At 69.0% G+C, this 18,023-nt stretch carries 16 protein-coding genes; 13 read left to right on the plus strand and 3 right to left on the minus strand.

The window, feature by feature from the left end:
- The first annotated feature begins 108 nt into the window (after positions 1-108).
- The 5 genes from ACWDMM_RS21735 (at position 109) to ACWDMM_RS21755 (ending at position 4,180) form a co-directional block, all read left to right on the plus strand.
- Positions 109-999, plus strand: coding sequence for a dienelactone hydrolase family protein (locus ACWDMM_RS21735; RefSeq protein WP_449939108.1), 891 nt, complete (start codon positions 109-111; stop codon positions 997-999).
- Positions 1,000-1,043: 44 nt separating this feature from the next.
- Positions 1,044-2,222, plus strand: a complete 1,179-nt coding sequence (locus ACWDMM_RS21740) for a PQQ-dependent sugar dehydrogenase (RefSeq protein WP_449939111.1) — start codon at positions 1,044-1,046, stop codon at positions 2,220-2,222.
- Positions 2,223-2,306: 84 nt separating this feature from the next.
- Positions 2,307-2,753: a MarR family winged helix-turn-helix transcriptional regulator gene (locus tag ACWDMM_RS21745; protein ID WP_357106341.1), complete on the plus strand. Its 447-nt coding sequence runs from the start codon at positions 2,307-2,309 to the stop codon at positions 2,751-2,753.
- Between the two features lies 1 nt (position 2,754).
- A complete protein-coding gene (locus ACWDMM_RS21750; protein WP_195081655.1) occupies positions 2,755-3,177 on the plus strand; it encodes an organic hydroperoxide resistance protein in 423 nt (140 codons plus the stop codon).
- 16 nt (positions 3,178-3,193) lie between these two features.
- Entirely contained in the window at positions 3,194-4,180 is a 987-nt protein-coding gene (locus ACWDMM_RS21755; protein ID WP_195081654.1) for a zinc-binding dehydrogenase, read from the plus strand.
- Here ACWDMM_RS21755 and ACWDMM_RS21760 read toward each other — a convergent pair.
- A complete protein-coding gene (locus ACWDMM_RS21760) occupies positions 4,168-5,727 on the minus strand; it encodes a phytoene desaturase family protein (protein WP_449939117.1) in 1,560 nt (519 codons plus the stop codon). The two genes, ACWDMM_RS21755 and ACWDMM_RS21760, sit on opposite strands and share 13 nt — an antisense overlap.
- Positions 5,728-5,856: 129 nt before the next feature.
- Here ACWDMM_RS21760 and ACWDMM_RS21765 point away from each other — a divergent pair, with 129 nt between their 5' ends.
- The 6 genes from ACWDMM_RS21765 (at position 5,857) to ACWDMM_RS21790 (ending at position 11,204) form a co-directional block, all read left to right on the plus strand.
- A complete protein-coding gene (locus ACWDMM_RS21765; RefSeq protein WP_357462285.1) occupies positions 5,857-6,459 on the plus strand; it encodes a hypothetical protein in 603 nt (200 codons plus the stop codon).
- 333 nt (positions 6,460-6,792) lie between these two features.
- Entirely contained in the window at positions 6,793-7,401 is a 609-nt protein-coding gene (locus ACWDMM_RS21770) for a hypothetical protein (protein ID WP_195081652.1), read from the plus strand.
- A 500-nt stretch (positions 7,402-7,901) separates the two neighbouring features.
- Positions 7,902-8,177 (plus strand): hypothetical protein, encoded by a 276-nt coding sequence (locus tag ACWDMM_RS21775; RefSeq protein ID WP_357106331.1) that lies wholly within the window; start codon positions 7,902-7,904, stop codon positions 8,175-8,177.
- A gap of 195 nt (positions 8,178-8,372) precedes the next feature.
- The gene (locus ACWDMM_RS21780) at positions 8,373-9,044 is read left to right on the plus strand and encodes an SGNH/GDSL hydrolase family protein (protein WP_357206351.1); all 672 of its coding nucleotides are present in this window, start codon (positions 8,373-8,375) and stop codon (positions 9,042-9,044) included.
- An 80-nt stretch (positions 9,045-9,124) separates the two neighbouring features.
- Positions 9,125-10,513, plus strand: coding sequence for an MFS transporter (locus ACWDMM_RS21785; protein WP_449939122.1), 1,389 nt, complete (start codon positions 9,125-9,127; stop codon positions 10,511-10,513).
- A 385-nt stretch (positions 10,514-10,898) separates the two neighbouring features.
- Positions 10,899-11,204 carry a hypothetical protein gene (locus ACWDMM_RS21790; protein WP_195081647.1) on the plus strand — a complete coding sequence of 102 codons (306 nt, stop codon included), beginning with the start codon at positions 10,899-10,901 and terminating at the stop codon, positions 11,202-11,204.
- A 313-nt stretch (positions 11,205-11,517) separates the two neighbouring features.
- Here the strand turns inward: ACWDMM_RS21790 and ACWDMM_RS21795 are convergent, their stop codons facing one another.
- Positions 11,518-13,512 (minus strand): serine/threonine-protein kinase, encoded by a 1,995-nt coding sequence (locus ACWDMM_RS21795; RefSeq protein WP_449939124.1) that lies wholly within the window; start codon positions 13,510-13,512, stop codon positions 11,518-11,520.
- Positions 13,513-13,755: 243 nt separating this feature from the next.
- Positions 13,756-14,988, minus strand: a complete 1,233-nt coding sequence (locus ACWDMM_RS21800) for a PucR family transcriptional regulator (protein WP_449939127.1) — start codon at positions 14,986-14,988, stop codon at positions 13,756-13,758.
- A 126-nt stretch (positions 14,989-15,114) separates the two neighbouring features.
- On the opposite strand from ACWDMM_RS21800, the gene pruA reads away from it, so the two are divergent.
- Both pruA and ACWDMM_RS21810 read left to right on the plus strand, forming a co-directional pair.
- Entirely contained in the window at positions 15,115-16,752 is a 1,638-nt protein-coding gene (gene pruA / locus ACWDMM_RS21805; RefSeq protein ID WP_195081644.1) for an L-glutamate gamma-semialdehyde dehydrogenase, read from the plus strand.
- On the plus strand, positions 16,752-17,711 hold the full coding sequence (locus ACWDMM_RS21810; protein ID WP_449939129.1) for a proline dehydrogenase family protein: 960 nt from the start codon (positions 16,752-16,754) through the stop codon (positions 17,709-17,711). The genes pruA and ACWDMM_RS21810 overlap by 1 nt, the downstream gene beginning before the upstream one ends.
- The last annotated feature ends 312 nt before the right edge of the window (positions 17,712-18,023 follow it).

Consider the following 18,023-nt stretch of genomic DNA (forward strand, 5'->3'; position numbering starts at 1 on the left):
CCGCAAGGCCACCCACTTCCTCGCCTTCCTCACCCTCGCTGCGGCCCTGACCTGCTACAAGAAACTCGCCAAATCAGCCACGTGAGACATGCTCTTAGGGTGGAGCACATGACGCCGCTGCAGCGCTACATCGCGGAGGAGATCGCGGCCGATCACGCGGACGGCCTGCTCCCCCGGCGGGAGGCACTGCGCAGGCTGGGGCTGCTCGGGCTCGGCGCAACGGCCGCCGCCGCCCTGCTCGCCGCCTGCGCGAACTCCGATACCCCGATCACCGACTCCACGCCGACGTCGCCATCGACACCACCGGGGTCCGCCGCCGCTCTTCCGACGAGCGCCGTCACTTTCGCCGGTCCCCGTGGCACGCTGCAAGCCGCCTGGGCAGCGGCGCCGCAACCGCGGGGCGGGGTGCTGGTGATCCACGAGAACAAAGGCCTCACCGACCACATCCGTTCGGTGGCAGGTCGTTTCGCGGGGGCGGGGTACTCCGCGCTCGCGGTCGATCTGCTGTCGGCGCGAGGCGGCACCGCGACGTTCACCGATCCCGCCGAGGCGACCGCCGAGCTGAGCCGGATCCCGCAGGACCAACTCGTCGCCGACCTGCGTGCCGGGCTGGACGAACTCGGACGGCGGGTCGAGGGAAAGAAGCTCGGGACCACGGGTTTCTGCTTCGGCGGCGGTTTGACCTGGTTGCTGCTGGCCTCCGGCCCGTCGCCGCTGGCCGCGGCCACACCGTTCTACGGACCGTTCCCGGACAACGGCGATCTGTCGGCTTCGAAAGCGGCGGTGCTCGGCGTCTACGCGGCGGCCGATGCCCGCGTCAACGCCTCGCGGCCCGCCGCGGAAGCGGCACTGGCCCGATCGGGCAACCCGCACCAGATCTTCACCGCGCCCGACGCCGACCACGCCTTCTTCAACGACACCGGTCAGCGGTACAACGCCACGGCCGCCACCGAGGTTTGGCGTCGCGTATTGGACTGGTACGGAACGTATCTCGGCTGATGCGCACCGGGTCGGGACGTTTCCCCGTTGTCCGGAGCCCTTCCATGAGCTCCGACCCCAACCGGGCAGTTCGGCGCGCGCACGCTCGCGAGGGCAGGCTGCCGGCACCGGAACGGCTTCATGCGCGCCGCTCGTGCACGGCGATCGCCGCACTCCTGCTCGCGACGGCGCTGACGGCGTGCGGCGAAGACGCGTCGACCGCGCGCACCAGCACACCCGCGGCGGCGGAAACCACCGCCGCGCCGAGCGATCCCGCCGGTCGGCCCGACCTCGATGCCGCCGAGGAAGTCGCCGGCAACCTCGACGTGCCCTGGGGGCTGGCCTTCCTGCCCGACGGCGCGGCACTGGTCGCAGAGCGGGACTCCGGACGGATCCTGCGCGTCGCGCCGGGCGGTGCGCCGCAACAGGTGTACCAGGTGCCGGGCGTCTCCGCCCGCGGCGAGGGCGGACTGCTCGGGCTCGCGGTCGCGCCGGACTACGCCGAAAGTCGTTATGTCTACGCCTATCTCACCGCCGATACGGACAACCGGATCGTCCGGTTCCGGCTCGACGGCCCACCGGAGGTGCTGGTCGACGGGATCGCGAAGGCCGGTGACCACAACGGAGGACGGATCGCGTTCGGCCCGGACGGCATGCTCTACGCCGGCACCGGCGACGCGGGGCAATCCGGACGTTCGCAGGATCCGGCGAGCCCGAACGGGAAGATCCTCCGGCTGACTCCCGAGGGCCGCCCCGCTCCGGGCAATCCGTATCCCGGCTCACCGGTCTACAGCCTCGGCCACCGCAACGTGCAGGGCCTGGCGTGGGACTCCGGCGGCCGATTGTTCGCGGCGGACTTCGGGCAGGACCGGTTCGACGAGATCAATCTGATCGAGCCGGGTCGCAACTACGGCTGGCCCGCTGTCGAGGGTTCGGGCGGGGCCGAGCGCGGCTTCACCGATCCGTCGCTGACCTGGACCACCGCGGAAGCCTCACCCTCTGGCATCGCCATCGCCGGAGACACCTTGTACGTCGCCGCGCTGCGCGGCCGCCGACTGTGGACAGTGCCGCTGGTGAACGGCCGGGTGGGTGCGCCAAGCGCCGCACTGCGCGACCGCTACGGCCGGTTGCGCACCGTGACGGTGGCGCCGGACGGAGCGCTGTGGCTCACGACCTCCAACACCGACGGCCGTGGCGACCCCGCCCGCGGTGACGACCGCGTCCTTCGCTTCCCGGCCCGCTGAGCTTCGCCGTCGGCAGTCCTGATGTGACGAGCACGACCATCAATTTGGTTGTGCACAACTCAATTGCTCACTACATTATTGCTCATGACCGATCACCTGAGCCTCGACGAGCAGCTCTGCTTCCCGCTGTACGCGGCGTCCCGGGCGATGACCGCGGTCTACCGCCCGAAGCTGGAACGGCTCGGGCTCACCTACCCGCAGTACCTGGTGATGCTCGCGCTCTGGGAACGCGACGAACGCAGCGTCGGCGACGTCTGCCACGCGCTCGACCTGGACTCCGGCACGCTCTCGCCGCTGCTCAAGCGGCTGGAGGCGACGGGCCTGGTCGAGCGGCGGCGCTCGGCGGCCGACGAACGCCGCGTCGATATCCGGCTCACCGACCGCGGGCGCGCGCTGCGTGCCGAGGCGGGCGACATCCCGGCCAGGATGGCCGAGGCCAGCGGCCTGTCCATGGACGACATCGCCACACTGCGCGACATCCTGCACCGACTGACCGATTCGCTGAAGTCCCAGCTGAACGAAGGAGAATGACATGCCGATCCTCTACACCGCCGAGGCCCTGGCCAGTGGCGACGGCCGCAACGGCCGCGCACGCACCACCGACGGCAAGCTCGACCTGAACCTGTCGGCGCCCAAGGAGATGGGCGGGGACGGCGAGGGCACCAATCCCGAGCAGCTGTTCGCGGCCGGCTACGCCGCGTGCTTCCATTCGGCGCTGCGGCTGGTCGGCAAGCAGGCCAAGGCGAACATCGACGACTCCGCGGTCGGCGCCAAGGTGGGGATCGGGCCGAACGACGCGGGCGGCTTCGGCTTGGCGGTTACCCTTGAGGTGTCACTCCCCCACCTGTCCAGGGAGGACGCGCAAGCGCTCGCCGACAAAGCACACCAGGTCTGCCCGTATTCCAACGCGACCCGCGGCAACATCGACGTCCAGGTTCTCATCGCCGACGACTGATCGAGAAGGAGCGGATATGCGTGCCGTAGTCATCGAACGGTTCGGCGAACCGAAGGATGTACTGACCGTCGCCGAACGCCCGGTACCCGAGCCAGGTCCTGGCGAGGTGCGACTGGCGCTGATCCTGTCGCCGATCCACAATCACGATCTGGCCATCGTGCGCGGCGTGTACGGCTACCGGCCCGAGCTGCCCGCCATCCCGGGCAGCGAGGCGGTCGCGCGCGTCGACGCGGTGGGCCCCGGCGTCACCGATATGTCGGTCGGACGGCGGGTGACGGTGTCCGGCGCGATCAACGTGTGGGCCGAGTACTTCGTGGTCCCGGCCCGCCAGGTGGTCCCGTTGCCCGACACGGTCTCCGACGAGACCGCGGCCCAGCTGCTGGCCATGCCGTTGAGCGCGCTGATGCTCATCGAGGACCTCGAACTGCGCGCCGGCGAATGGCTGGCGATCAATGCCGCCAACGGCGCGGTCGGCAGGCTGGTCAATGTCTTCGCCCGGCAACGCGGTCTGCGCGTGCTGAACCTCGTGCGCGGTCCGAGTTCTGTCGCGGCGCTGCGCGAACTCGGCTACGAACCGGTGCTCGACACCGAGAGCGAGGGCTGGCGCGACCAGGTCGAAGCGGCCACCTCCGGTGCGCCCATCCTCCGGGCCGTCGATCAGGTGGGCGGTCGCGCCGCGGCCGACGAGCTGGCACTGCTCGCGCCGGGCGGTCAACTGATCTCCTTCGGCGCGCTCTCGGGCAAGCCGCTGACGCTGGATACGGGCAACCTGATCTTCGGCCAAGCCGTGGTCAAGGGCTTCTGGGGCGCCAAGCGGATCGAGGAGATCGGCGCCGACCAGCGCGGACGGCTGATCAGCGAACTGATCGATCTCGCCGCCCGCGGTGAGCTGCGGCTCGATGTCGAAGCCGCCTACCCGCTGGACGCCGCGGCGGACGCCGCCGTCGCCACCGAGACGCCGGGGCGCGCCGCCAAGATCGCGCTGCGCGGTCAGCCCGCCTGACCGGCGTCGAGCACGGCCATCGCGGCGTTGTGCCCGGGAATCCCGCTCACGCCGCCGCCCCGGATGGCGCCCGCACCGCACAGGAACACATTGCGGTGACCGGTCGCCACGCCCCACCGGGCGGCTGGGTCGGCCGGGTCGGCGTCGTCCGGGAGGTAAGGGAAGGCCAGATCCCGGTGGAAGATGTGCCCACCGGGCAGGCCGACTTCGCGCTCGAGTTCGACGGGCGTCTTCGCCTCCAGGCACGGCACTCCGTTCTCGTCTCTCGCCAAGCAGTCGGCGATTGGCTCGGCCAGTACCGAATCCAGCTGTACCAGGGTGGCTTTCACGAACTCGGCTTTCGCTGAAGCGTGGTCGGCGGCGAACAGCTTCGCACGAGCGTGCAGTCCGAACAGGGTGAGGGTGTGCGCGCCTCGGGCGGCGAGCTCCGGCGACAGAATCGTCGGATCGGACAAGGTGTGGCAGTAGATTTCGGCGGGTGGCGCGGACGGAATCCGGCCGATCGCGGCCTCGCCGTAGGCCCGGTCGAGTTGGGCGTACGACTCACCGATGTGGAACGTCCCGGCGAACGCTTCGCGAGGATCGGCTTCGGCGTCGCGCAATCGCGGGAGGCGGCTCAGCAGCATATTGATCTTCAACTGCGCGCCTTCCGGCTTCGGCGGCAGAGATTCGCCGAGCAACCCGGCGAGCGTATACGGCGCGACGTTCGCCAAGACGTGTCGCGCCGCGATCTTCCCGTCCTGGTATCCCACTTCCGCTGTGGCGCCGTCGGTTTCGATGCTCGCCACCTCGCGGCCGGTGACGATCTCCGCACCCGCCGCGCGGGCGGCGGCGTCCAGCGCGCCGGTGAGCGCGCCCATGCCGCCGATCGGCACATCCCAGTCTCCGGTCCCGCCGCCGATCACGTGATACAGGAAGCAGCGATTCTGCCGCAGCGACGGATCGTGCGCGTGGGTGAACGTGCCGATCAACGCGTCGGTGAGCACCACGCCGCGCACCGTGTCGTCGGCGAAGGCCGACTCGATCGTCTCGCCCAAGGGGCGCTCGAACAGCGCTTCCCAGGTGGCGGCATCGTCCACGATGTGCCGCAATGCCTCCTTCGACGGGAGCGGCAGGGTCAGCGTCGGAAAGATCCGCCGGGCCAATTGCCCCGTGGTCGCGTAGAAGCGCTGCCATGCCCGGAATTCCCGGTCCGACCCGGTCAGCCGCGCGAAACTCGCCGCTGTGCGCGCGTGCGCCGACGAGACCAGCAAACCCCCTTCCCGCATCGGCGTGTAGGACGAGACCGCCCGCCGCCGCGTCTGGAACCGCAGGCCCAGATCCGTCACGATCGACCGCGGTAACAGGCTCACCAGATACGAGTACCGCGACAGCCTGGCGTCGACGCCCGCGAACACCCGCTCGGACACCGCGGCCCCGCCGGTGTGCGGCTGGCGCTCGAGCACCAGCACCGACCGCCCGGCCCGCGCCAGATACGCGGCGGCCACCAAACCGTTGTGCCCGCCACCGACGATCACGACATCGTAGAAGGACCGCGTCGGTGTCATCTGTTCTCGATAGCACGAAGCGGCGCCTGGCGACAGCGACGCGCCCGACGACGAGAATTCTTGAAACGCCGCACGGGGTTCGTTCGATGAGACGATCGAGTTGCCGGGGCGGCTGCGGAGGAAGCTGACATGATCGACGGAATGGCCATTGCCACTTATGTATCCGCGGCGCTCAGGGCAACCGGCGGACAGGTCATCGACCGGCCGCTCGATCGAGAACTGACCGCGCTCACCGGCACGGTCACACGCAGGCTCGGACGACGCGCACTCGACGACCTCGACCGGAACCCGCGCAGCATGGCGGCACGCCGCCATCTCGCCGATCAGATCGAACGGGCGGCCGTCGGCGACACGGAATTCGCCCGCGACCTCGCGGCCCTGCAAGCGACGCTCGACCGGATGAACGGGGCGACCGTGATCAACACCGCGACCCACAGCAGCCGGATCGTCACCGGCAGCAGAGGCATCACGGCGGGAGGAAGCATTCACAACACGGTTTACGACATCGCCTCGGACGAAGATCTGTCCCGTGCTCCGATGTGGACCAAAGTGCTGTTGTGGATCGGCTTGGCGTTCATCGGCATCGGCTTCGTGGGCGGGCTGATCGGTATGTCCCAGGGCGCTTCGGTGTCCGAGCAATTCAGCTTGGCGCCATGCTTTCTCATCGGCGGTGTGCTCATGACCTTCGCCGAGCTCGGCGCGAGGACATCGGCACCGAGACGCCGCCGGTAGTTCGCGACTCGGACGCTCCCTGCGGCCGGCGGAACGCCCGTGCGAGGAGTGCGATCGGCAGTAGAGAAGTTCGATGCGGTAATAAATGCGGCAGTTCAGCTGGAGGACCGCTGAGCCAAACATTCTCACGAATCAGATGGACGCATAGCTGCGGGTATGGATCGTCGATATCTGCGGTTTGCGATCGAATTCGACTTCTGGCACGCGGCCCGCTACCGCGTAGACCTACCGGAACCCGGTGAACTGGTTTTCGGGTCGAAATACCTGAAACGACACCGGCGGTTCGTTCGATGAGATGATTATGCTGCCGGGGCGGCTTTGCAGGAGGCTGACATGATCGACGGAATGGTCGTTGCCGCATACGTGGCCGCGGCACTGGGCGCAGCGGGCGGACGGTTCGTCGACCGGTCGCTGGATCAAGGACTGACCGCTCTCACCGGCGCGGTCACACGAAGACTGGGCCGACGCGCACTCGACGACCTCGACCGGAACCCGCGCAGCATGGCAGCACGCCGCCAACTCGCCGACGAGATCGAACGCGCGGCGGCCGCCGACGCCGAATTCGCTCGCGAACTCACCGAACTTCGCGACCGACTCGATCGGATGAACGGCCCGACCGTCATCAACACCGCCACCCACGGCAGCCGGATCGTCACCGGCGGCGACGGCCTGACCGCAGGCGACGATGTCTACAACACCACCTATGATTCCCCGGCGCCGGGCGATCTGTCGGGTGCGCCGCTGTGGAGCAAGGTCCTGCTCTGGATCGGCACGACAATCGGCGTGATCGGCTGGGGAATCGGCGCGATCGCGATCGCCCAGCACACTCCGGGCCACATGAACGATGCCACCAACGGATTCGTGATTTTCATGATCGGCGTAGGTATCGCGCTGGTGGGGCAATACGGCGCGAGCACGTCGACACCTCGACGGCGGCGGTGACGCCGGACATTCGACCGAATAGTCCCGCGAACCGCGGTGCGGCGACCAGGTCGGAATGCGGGGGCAAGACTGCGCGCTCGCTGGACGAGCGAATCGGGGCGCGACACCTCGGTATAGCCCGAAAGTCTCGAGTACACTGACCTGCGAAGCGCTCGGGTTGCGCCATCGCCGGAACCGGCGATCTCGTCCATCAGCATCCGCAGGGTCACGGAATGTTTCTCGAGCGGAAGGGCGTCCATCGCGCTGCGTGCGGTCCGAATTCCTTCGGCTCGATCACCCGCTCTGACCAGCATCAGACCGCGATGCATCTCCAGATGCGTTGCGAAGCGCGGCAACTCGGCCGGAAGCATGAGCCGGGCAGCAGCTCCCCACATCTGCGGACTGTCCAACTGCTGTTGCAGGACCGCCAGGTCAACGGCCAAGCGCCGCTGGATATCCGCCGCACCGAGCGACATGTAGTCGAGGGTTCCCGTGCCGGATCGACCACTGCGGCTCTCCCGGTGAGCGGCGATCGAGAGGCCGAGCGTTCCGCCGCCGAACTCGATGTTCTCACCGAGGTTATCGGCACGCTGGTGACCATTACCGGGGATGCGGTACGCGACGGGATGACCGAGGCCGCCCGCGCCAATGTGATGGCGAAGGTGATCTATGTCCTGATCACCAGCGCCCGCACCGCCGCAGCGCCCCACGCCGGGCGGCTCTATGCCGCCGCGGTGCTCGACCCGATCATCGAAATACCTCCGCCGCTGACGAGATCACCCCGTTGGATCTGCTGATACCCCCGCGCTCATCGGCCAGCGCGTCGGCGGTGTCTGAACCGAAGCCATCGCTACGCCGATGATGCGACCGTCGATCTGCGCGCTACATCTACCTATCCGCGCATGCCCCACGAGCGCCTGTATCTCCAACCGTGACCGAGCGCCGACACGACATCTTGCTAAATGCATACGGCCGACCGTATATTTTTCCCCATGGAGCACAGCGTCTTCACCGAGGAGACCGACCCGTTCTGCCTGGATCAGGCGGATGCCGTGGCAATGCTGGCCGAGGCCCCGTGGGGCAGGTACGCCGTTGTCGGCGACAGTCTTTCGGCGGGAATCGGCGATCCCACCCCGGGCTACCAGGATCAGGGCTGGTCGGATCGGGTTGCCGGTGTCCTGCGATCCGTCCGGCCGGATCTGGATTACCTCAACGTCTCCGAGAACGCAGCGACCACCGCCCAGACGCTCGAGAAGCAGGCGGCCCGCATGGTCGAGTTCTCCCCCGACCTGCTCCACCTGCCCTGCGGGGCCAACGACATCGTGCGGCGCAGGCCGGATTTCGGCGAGATAGAGCGAACGCTTCGGCAGATGTACGACCTGGCGAAGGGGACCGGCGCGCTGCTGACAACTTTCACGCTCGGCAGGGCGTATGTCGTCCCGGTCTTCTCCGACTGGGCGGAGCGGGTGGCCGCGGTGAACGAGATCGTGCGCGGGCTGGCTTCGGAATACGACGCCATCGTGGTGGACATGTGGGACCACCCGGTCAACGACCGCGACAACCTGCTCAGTGCGGATCGCATCCACTTCTCGACCTCGGGTCAGGCCGTCATGGCGGCCGAGGTGGTCAAGAAGCTGGCTGATTCCCTGGGCACCGGCAAATGAAGAGGTCTCTCATCGTGGCGAGTAGTCGGCAAACGGCCAGTCGGCCGGTAGTGGCCGCGGAAGCGGACGCGATTGCGTGGATGACGGTATCCATCCTTTTGACCGCCCTGTTCATGGCGGTCCTCGACTCGTTCATCGTCGTGGTCGCGGGCCCATCGATCGCGGTGGACCTGCACGCGTCCGACGGCGATGTCCAGTGGGTGCTGGCGGGCTATCAACTGAGTTACGCGGTCTTCATCATCACGGCAACTCGCCTGGCCGACATGTACGGCCGCAAGCGGATCTTCCTTCTCGGGGTGGCTCTGTTCACGCTGTCGTCAGTCGCTTGCGCGCTGTCACCCAACGCGGGCAGCCTCATCGCGGCGCGTGTCGTCCAGGGCCTGGGAGCCGCACTGATGGTTCCCCAGGTGTTCGCGTACGTCACGGTGCTGGTACCGGCAGCGAAGCGGCACAGCGTATATGGCGTGCTCGGCATCGTCATGGGGATGGCCACCATCGGCGGGCAGGTCATCGGCGGGTTGCTGATCGGCGCCGACCTGTTCGACTCCGGCTGGCGCCTGGTGTTCTGGGTGAACGCGCCGATCGGAATCGCCATGCTCCTGCTCGCCGTGCGATACGTGCCGGAGACAGGCTCGGCCGTCACCCGCAAGCTGGACATGCCCGGGGTGCTGGCGCTCAGCGCGGCACTCTTCCTCCTGGCACTCCCGCTCATCCAAGGGCAGGAGGCAGGCTGGCCGGGGTGGGTCTGGGCGTGTTTCGCGGGCAGCGCGGTCGCGTTCGGCTCGTTCGTCGCGCTCGAGCGACGTCTGGAACAGCGGGGCGGGGATCCGCTGGTACCGCTGACGCTGTTCGGACAGCGCTCGTTCTCGCTCGGTATCGTTCTCGTCCTCGCGCTGTACGCGTTGATCTACTCCTATTACCTGGCCTTGTCGGTGACGATGCAAGAAGGCCTGGATATGTCGGCGCTCGGCGCGGGCCTGGTCTACACGCCGGCAGCCATCGCATTCTTCGTGTTCAGCATGGTGGCGAGCCGGATCATCCCGAGATACGGCCGACGTGTCCTCGAGATCGGGGCGCTCATATTGGCGAGCGGTTATCTGGCGACCGGCCTGCTGCTGGTGTCCGGCCCGCGGATCACCCCGCTGCTCGTGATCCCCACCCTCGTACTGCAAAGCGTCGGCGGCGGACTCGTCATCACACCGGCGCTGAACACGGTGCTGAGTCGCGTGAAGCCGGAGTCCGCCGGTGTGGCGTCGGGAGCTTTGTCCACGGCCCAGCAGTGCGGCGGGGCGCTGGGCGTCGCCGTTATCGGAGCGGTCTACTTCAGCTCGTTCCATCCCACGGAAGTCGGCAGGGTTGCCGCCGCAGGCCACGCCTTCGCCGTCGCATCTTTCGCGACGTTCGTCATCGCTGTCATCGCGGGCATCGTCGTCTTCCTGCTTCCGAAGCAGCCGGCAGGCCAGGCCTGAGTGCGAGGATCACCGACGACCCCCTTACCGAGCTCGACGAACGTCATCGAACACCCGCGACGCGACTCAGGCGCTCGGTAGCTCGGCGGCTTCTCGTTCTGCGCGCGCAGGCTCACGCGCTGGGCGAGCAGCTCCATCAAGTGATGACTCATTCCTCTATCAGAAGTGCGCCTTCACTTGACATGCGATATGCCGTCGGGCGACTTCCCTTCCGCCGCATGTAGGGCTTCAGAGTGCGGATTGGTCCTGATTGCGCAGCAGAGGCCAGCAATCCACCGGAAGATCCTGACCGCAAGCGGCGAGACTTGCTCCGCGATCTCGCGCACACCCGGACGAAACTCTCGCTACTATGTCAACGACAATTCTTCAACAGAGGAGCGCAATGATGCGTACGCCCCTTCGCCTCGCCGCCGCCTCGGTCGCGGCGGCGGCTCTCGTCGCCACCGCAGCCGGTGCGACCGCCGAACCGACCAGCTCCACCCCGGCGACCGCGGTCGCAGCCGGAACCGGCTCGTCCGCGGTGGATTCCGGCGCGGCGGCGGCGCAATCGGCCGTGTACTTCCTCCAGCGCGGTGACGTCATCGGGATTCTCGTACTCCTGGTCACCGCGCCCTTGCAGATATTCACCGGCGCCGTCTGCGATCTGGCCACCGGGTCGGCACTTCCCAGTCCGTGCGCCACACCGAGGTGAATACCCAGAGACGCATCCGCTCCGGCGCACCGGGATAGGCCCGCACAGTCGGAATTCGTCCGCCGATAGCGTGCGCATGGCCACCGACGGCGGGTGCCGCATAGCCGCGGCCCCGGTGGTCGCGCAGTTCACGCGCGACCACCGACCCCGCGTGGCGGGCGGCCGCGCTCGGCTGCTGGTCCGCGAGAGAGCGCATGGCAAGACCCCGCCCGGCGATGCGGCCGGACGGGGTCGCGCATTCCCCGTCCGAAGATACATCGGGTTCCTCGCCTAGGCATCGGCCCGAGCACCGCACAGACCGAGGGGCGAGGCACTAGCCGAAATACCGGTGGAACCATGCCGTCAGGTCGGCTTCGGTCTTCGGACCCGGTTCCGGATGATCGGCGCGCAATGTGCAGAAATGACCGATGATCGCGAACTTCTGGTGGATCAGCATCAGGCAGCTCGGCCCGAGCGCCGGGTCGGTGTTCGGATAGCAGAAGTAGCGGCCGAGCACGTTGCCGTTCTGTCGCCAGACATCGTCGCCTTGGTCGCCGCGACCACAGACATGGCCGGAGAACTGCCCTCGATCCGCCTCGTACAGGTACGTCGCGGACTCCTGGCTCGCGAAGCCGTAGAACTCCGCGGACGGAAACCCGGCCTTCGTGCCGCAGGCCAGCGCCGCGGCCACCGGACCGGGCGGCGGGTCGGCGTGGCGGCAATTGGCAGCACCGAAATCACCGGCCAGATGGTTCAGCACGGCGCGATCGGCCGGCGTGAAATAGTCCGGATCCCGGGCGAGGTCGGCGGTGCGGAACCCGAGGCGGTTGCGCACGGCGGCATAGTCGCGGTAAGGCTGCTCGTCGGAATTCCAGATGTACACCGCGGCGGCCGGTATCCGCTCGTCGGTGAGCAGCAATGCGGGCCGCGGCGCGGCGGGATCGTCCATCTTGCTCTCGAAGCACGCCTTGCGGCCGACTTCCACGCCGTCGCGCAGCATCGGCCCGTCCGACCCCGGCGGGTCTCCCGGACAGCTGTGTCCTTGCAGGCCGGCCAGCAACGACTGCGTGTAGCCGCGCATCTGGTCGGGGGTGCGGAAGCGCAGGAACCGAGCCACCGGATCGCTCGCCGCCGGATTCGCCGCGCAGAAGACGACGGCGACGCTGGGTGCGTCGGGGTTCTCGTGCACGCAGTTCGCGCGTTTGTAACCAGAGGGGCCGACCAGCGACAGCAACTCGATGTCCTGGCCGTTGGGCGCGCTCGCGTCCGGCACGGCGGTGCCGGTGGTCGGCCGGATCAGCTCCCAGCCCAGGAAGCCGATCGCGGCGGCGAGCAGGACGACGCACAGCAGGGCGAGCATGCGCAGCAGCCGACGGCGGTGTGGCCGCCCCGAGCGGTGCAGTCCCGGCGCCGTCGGCCCGTCGTCGCGGCCATCCGCACCGGCCGAAGCCTCTACGGCCGGGGGCGGCTCCGACGGCCCCGTGGCCCGGCCCGCCACCACCGCCGCCTGCGCGGCCGCGCCGAGTTCGCCCGCGGTGCCGTAGCGCGTCTGCGGATCTTTGGCCATGCCGCGCGCGACGACGTCGTCCAGCCGGGCGGGCAGTCCGGGGCGGTGCGCGTGCGGCTGCGGCGGCGGCTCGAACAGGTGCGCGGAGATGATCTGCGCTTCGGTGTCCCGGGGGTAGGGCCGCGAACCGGTCAGGCATTCGTACAGCACACAGGTCAGGGCGTAGATGTCGGCGGCGGGGGTGACCGTGCGGGAATGGAACCGCTCCGGCGCCATGTAGTGGAACGACCCGATCGCCGAGCCGGTTCCGGTGAGACTGTCCCCGGTGGCCGATTGCGCGATACCGAAGTCCACCAGATAGGCGAAGCCGTCGGGGGTGAGCAGGATGTTGTCCGGCTTGATGTCGCGGTGCACCAGGCCGTCGGCGTGCGCGGCGTCCAGCGCAGCGGCGACCTGCCGCACGACCGCGACCGCCCGTTCCGGCTCCAGCGGCCCCTGCGCCTTCAGCAACGCGCGCAAGCTGTCGCCGCGGACCAAACGCATATCGATGTAGAGCCTGCCGTCGATCTCGCCGTAGTCATGGATCGGGATGATGTGCGGCTCCTGCAGCCGCGCCGCGACGTGCGATTCGCGCCGGAACCGTTCCCGGAACACCGGGTCGTCGTGCAACCGCTCGGGCAGCACCTTCAGCGCGATGACGCGGTCCTTGACGGTGTCGTAGGCCTCGAACACTTCCCCCATGCCGCCACGACCGATCAGGCGATCCAGGCGATACGGCCCGAATCGCGACCCCACCTCGAGCATCTGACGTCGCGTCGTCATCTCGTCCTCCGTGACGGGGACCCGGAGGGTGTCCGGCGCGGACCGAGCCGAACGCCTTCCCAGGGCCGTGACCCGGGTTCCTGCGCTCAACTGTAGAGCGCGGCGACCCGCCCGGCAGACGTATCCCGGTCGGCCGCCGATTCGCTCCGGCCGACTCGCCGGTGCCGGTTCGAAACCGCCCCGCTGCTCGCGACGGTCGAGGCCGAGACGACTCGGTGGGTCGCGACCGCGCAGAAGCCGTCGTCAGCCCGGGCGGCGGTGCAGGGCGAGCTGGATCTCCAGCAGCAGTCGGTCGGCGGGGTCGTCGAGGTCCATACCGAGGATGTCCTCGACCCGGCGCAGCCGGTAGCGCAGCGTGTTCGGATGCACGCACAGGGCCGCGGCGGCGGCGCGCACGTCGCCGTGTTCGCGCAGGTAGGTCTCGACGCTCTCGCGCAGGCTCGCGGCGTGCTTGCGGTCGTAGTCGAAGAGTGCGGTCAGCCGCGGATCGCGCAGCTGCGCCCGTGCTCCGACCAGATCGAGCACTTCGCCGAGAAGCACCGCGGTACGCGCCTCGGCGAGGGTGGTCACCCGGCTCGCGGGCGATCCGGCCGTGCGGTCCAGAACCCGATCGACCTCGGCGCGCGCGTCGGCCACCCGCCCCGGATCGGGTACAGGACAGGCGATCGCGGCCCGCAGCGACAGCGACCGCTTCGCTTCGAGTTGCTCGATCAGCTGCCGCGTCCAGGCGGTCACGGCCTGCGCCGATCGATAGCCGGGCAGCAGCACGTAGACACGGTCACCGATCGCGGCGGTCACCGAGTCGGCGCGAAAAGCACTGGCGCGCAATCGAAGAACGCCGCCCAGCGCCGACCGCTCGACGCCGGGGGCCTGCTCGCCCGTCGTGAGCGCGAAGCCGATCACCGCGGCAGGACCGGTCGGCGGCAGGTGCAGCGCGTTCGCCACCGCCGCGGCGTCGACCGCAGCCCCGCCCGCGCCGAACAGCCGACGGGCCAGCAGCGCTTCGGTGGTCGGCGCGTCCAGGTTGCGGGAGATCAGTCGTCCGGCGATGGCCGCTGCGCCGCGCAGGATCTCCGCCGCGTCCGGGTGGAACGGCCGATCGCCCTGCTGCAGCCAGATCGTGCCGAGCATGCGCGGGGCGCGCGCGTGCGCGTCCGCCGGCTCGCGGATGCCGATCACCAGCCTGCGCTTGATGTTCAGTTCGTCGTGCGCTGGCACGTCGACGACCTCGTCGGTGTCGCGCAGCCGATCGAACACGCCCCACTGCCGCAGCAGGGTCAGGTATTCCCGCGGCCCCTCCCGGCCCAGGATCGATCGCACCCGCAACTCGTCGGCGGTCTCGTCGGACGCCGAGTACGCGAGCACGTGCGACCCCGAATCCTCAATGGATACCATCGCGCCCGCGTTGTCCGCGATCATCTGCGCCAGCGCGAACAGGTCGATGTCCGCGGCGACCTCGTCCCCATCCCGGCCCACGTTTCCGTCCTTCGGCCAACTCGACAACGCACTTGCCTCATCTTTGTCCAATCGGCTCATTATCCGGGCAGTTTTCCGGCGTTGACTTCTCACTACCGAAAATTCATCTGTCATCTGGGAGGTCCCATGGATGCCGTCGTGTCCCCGCCCCCGCCGGTCAACGAACCCGTGGGCAGCTTCGCGCCGGGCACGCCGGAACGCGAGCGCCTGCGCGCGAAGCTGACCGAACTCGCCGCGACCCCGACGGAGGTCACCCACGTCATCGGCGGTGCGCACCGGCACGGCTCGGGCGAGCGCGTCACGGTGGTGCAGCCGCACCGGCACGCCGCCGTGCTGGGCACGCTCACCACGGCCGGACCGGGCGATGTCGACGACGCCATCGCGGCGGCGGCCGCGGCGGCCCCGGAGTGGCGCGCGCTGTCCTTCGCCGATCGCGCCGCGATCTTCCTGCGGGCCGCCGACCTGCTGGCCGGGCCGTGGCGCGAAACCATCGCCGCCGCAACGATGCTCGGCCAGTCCAAGACCGCCTACCAGGCCGAGATCGACACCCCGTGCGAACTGGTCGACTTCTGGCGGTTCAATGTGCACTTCGCTCGCCGGATCCTCGCGGATCAGCCGATCTCTGCGCCCGGGATGTGGAATCGGATGGACTACCGGCCGCTGGAGGGATTCGTCTACGCGATCACGCCGTTCAACTTCTCCGCCATCGCGGGCAACCTGCCCACCGCGCCCGCGCTGATGGGCAACACCGTGGTGTGGAAGCCGGCCGTCACCCAATCGGTGGCGGCGTACTGGACGATGGCGTTGCTCGAGGCGGCGGGCCTGCCGCCAGGGGTGATCAACATGGTGCACGGCGCGGGCCAGGAGGTGTCGGAGGTCGCGCTGGCCGACCACCGGCTCGCGGGCATCCATTTCACCGGATCGACCGCCACCTTCCGCCACCTGTGGCGCACCGTCGCGGCCAATCTCGACCGGTACGACTCCTACCCGCGCCTGGTCGGCGAGACCGGCGGCAAGGACTTCGTCGTCGCGCACAGTTCCGCCGATCCGGACGTGCTGAGCACGGCCCTGATCCGCGGCGCGTTCGACTACCAGGGCCAGAAGTGCTCGGCGGCCTCGCGCGCTTTCCTGCCGCGATCGCTGTGGGACCGGATGGGCCGCGAGTTCATCGACCGGGTGTCCGCGCTCAGCTACGGCGACGTGACCGACTTCGCCAACTTCGGTGGAGCCCTCATCGATCGGCGGGCTTTCGACAAAAACGCCGACGCCATCGCGCGCGCCAAAGCGACGCCGGGCCTGACCATCGCCACGGGCGGCCACGCCGACGACAGCGTCGGCTATTTCGTCGAGCCGACCGTCCTGCTCGGCGACGACCCGGCCGACGAGGCGTTCGGCACCGAGTACTTCGGCCCGATCCTGGCCGTGCACGTCTACGACGATTCGGTGCGCGGCGCGTTCGAGTCCGTGCTCGACCTGATCGACCGTGGTTCGCCCTACGGCTTGACCGGCTCGGTCATCGCCCGGGACCGCGCGGCGATCGCTACGGCCACCGAGCGCTTGCGCTTCGCGGCGGGCAACTTCTACATCAACGACAAACCCACCGGCGCGGTCGTCGGCCAGCAACCGTTCGGCGGGTCGCGCGCCTCCGGCACCAACGACAAGGCAGGCTCGGCACAGAACCTGCTGCGCTGGACCTCCGCTCGCACGATCAAGGAAACCTTCGTTCCCGCGACCGACCACCGCTACCCGCACCAGGAGTTGTGATGGCCTTCTCCGGACTGCTGCGGCCCGCCGTGCTGGCGGCCTCCCGTTCCCCGCGCATGGAGCGCGCGATCACCCGCATGCCGGCCACCAAGAAGCTGGTCGACCGTTTCATCGCGGGCGAGACCGAGAGCGACGCGGTCGCCGCGGCCTCCGCGCTGCTGGGCTCCGGCCGCTCGGTGACCATCGACTATCTCGGCGAGGACACCACCGACCTCGACCGCGCCCGCGGAACCGTCGCGCACTACCTGCGACTGCTGTCGGCGCTGGCCGAACTGCGCGCCGTGGACAACCCGCCGGTGCCGCGACTGGAAGTGTCGCTGAAACTCTCCGCGCTCGGGCAGTCGCTCCCCCAGAACGGGTACGCCATCGCCAGGGAGCACGCCTACGAGATCTGCACGGCGGCCAAGGCCGCCGGGGTCTGGGTGACCGTGGACGCCGAAGACCACACCACCACCGACGCGACGCTGGCGATCGTGCGCGAACTGCGGGTGGACTTCCCGTGGCTCGGCACGGTCCTGCAGGCCTATCTCAAACGCACCGAGGAGGACTGCCGCACCATCGCGGGCCCGGGTTCGCGGATCCGCTTGTGCAAGGGCGCCTATCGCGAACCCGCCTCGGTGGCCTATCAGAGCCGCTCCGCGGTGGACGAGTCCTACCTGCGATGCCTGCGGGTGCTGATGGAGGGCAACGGGTACCCCATGATCGCCACGCACGACCCCGCGCTGATCGACGCGGCGCTGCGCCACGTGCGGGAAAGCGGCCGCAAATCCGGCGACTTCGAATTCCAGATGCTGCACGGCATCCGCGACACCGAACAGCGCCGCCTCGCCGGAGCGGGCCACACGCTGCGCGTCTACGTGCCCTACGGAGACCAGTGGTACGGCTACTTCATGCGCAGGCTGGCCGAGCGTCCGGCCAACATCGCGTTCTTCCTGCGCTCCCTCGGCCGCGACCGCTGAGGGGGGACGGTGCGGTGGCGCGGCGCAACGCGGGTGACGCGGGCAAGGTGGCGCAGCCGCAACGGGGATGACGCGCGCGACACCGGCAGCAGCACCGATGGCGCGGCGCGACGCGGGTGACGCGGGCGCAACGCGGGTAACGAGGCAGCGCTTGGAGCGATCAGCGGCCGGAGGAAGACTTGTGGTCGGTCGGCCGCCCACCCGAACCGAGTAACCAGGATTGGCGTGCTTTTCGCCGCCACGTGCGACGCCACGCGACCATACTGGCGGAACCTACGGTTTCGAGCGAAGCGAGACCGAGCATCCGCCGTT

The organism is Nocardia sp. NPDC003726 (genome assembly GCF_053586955.1).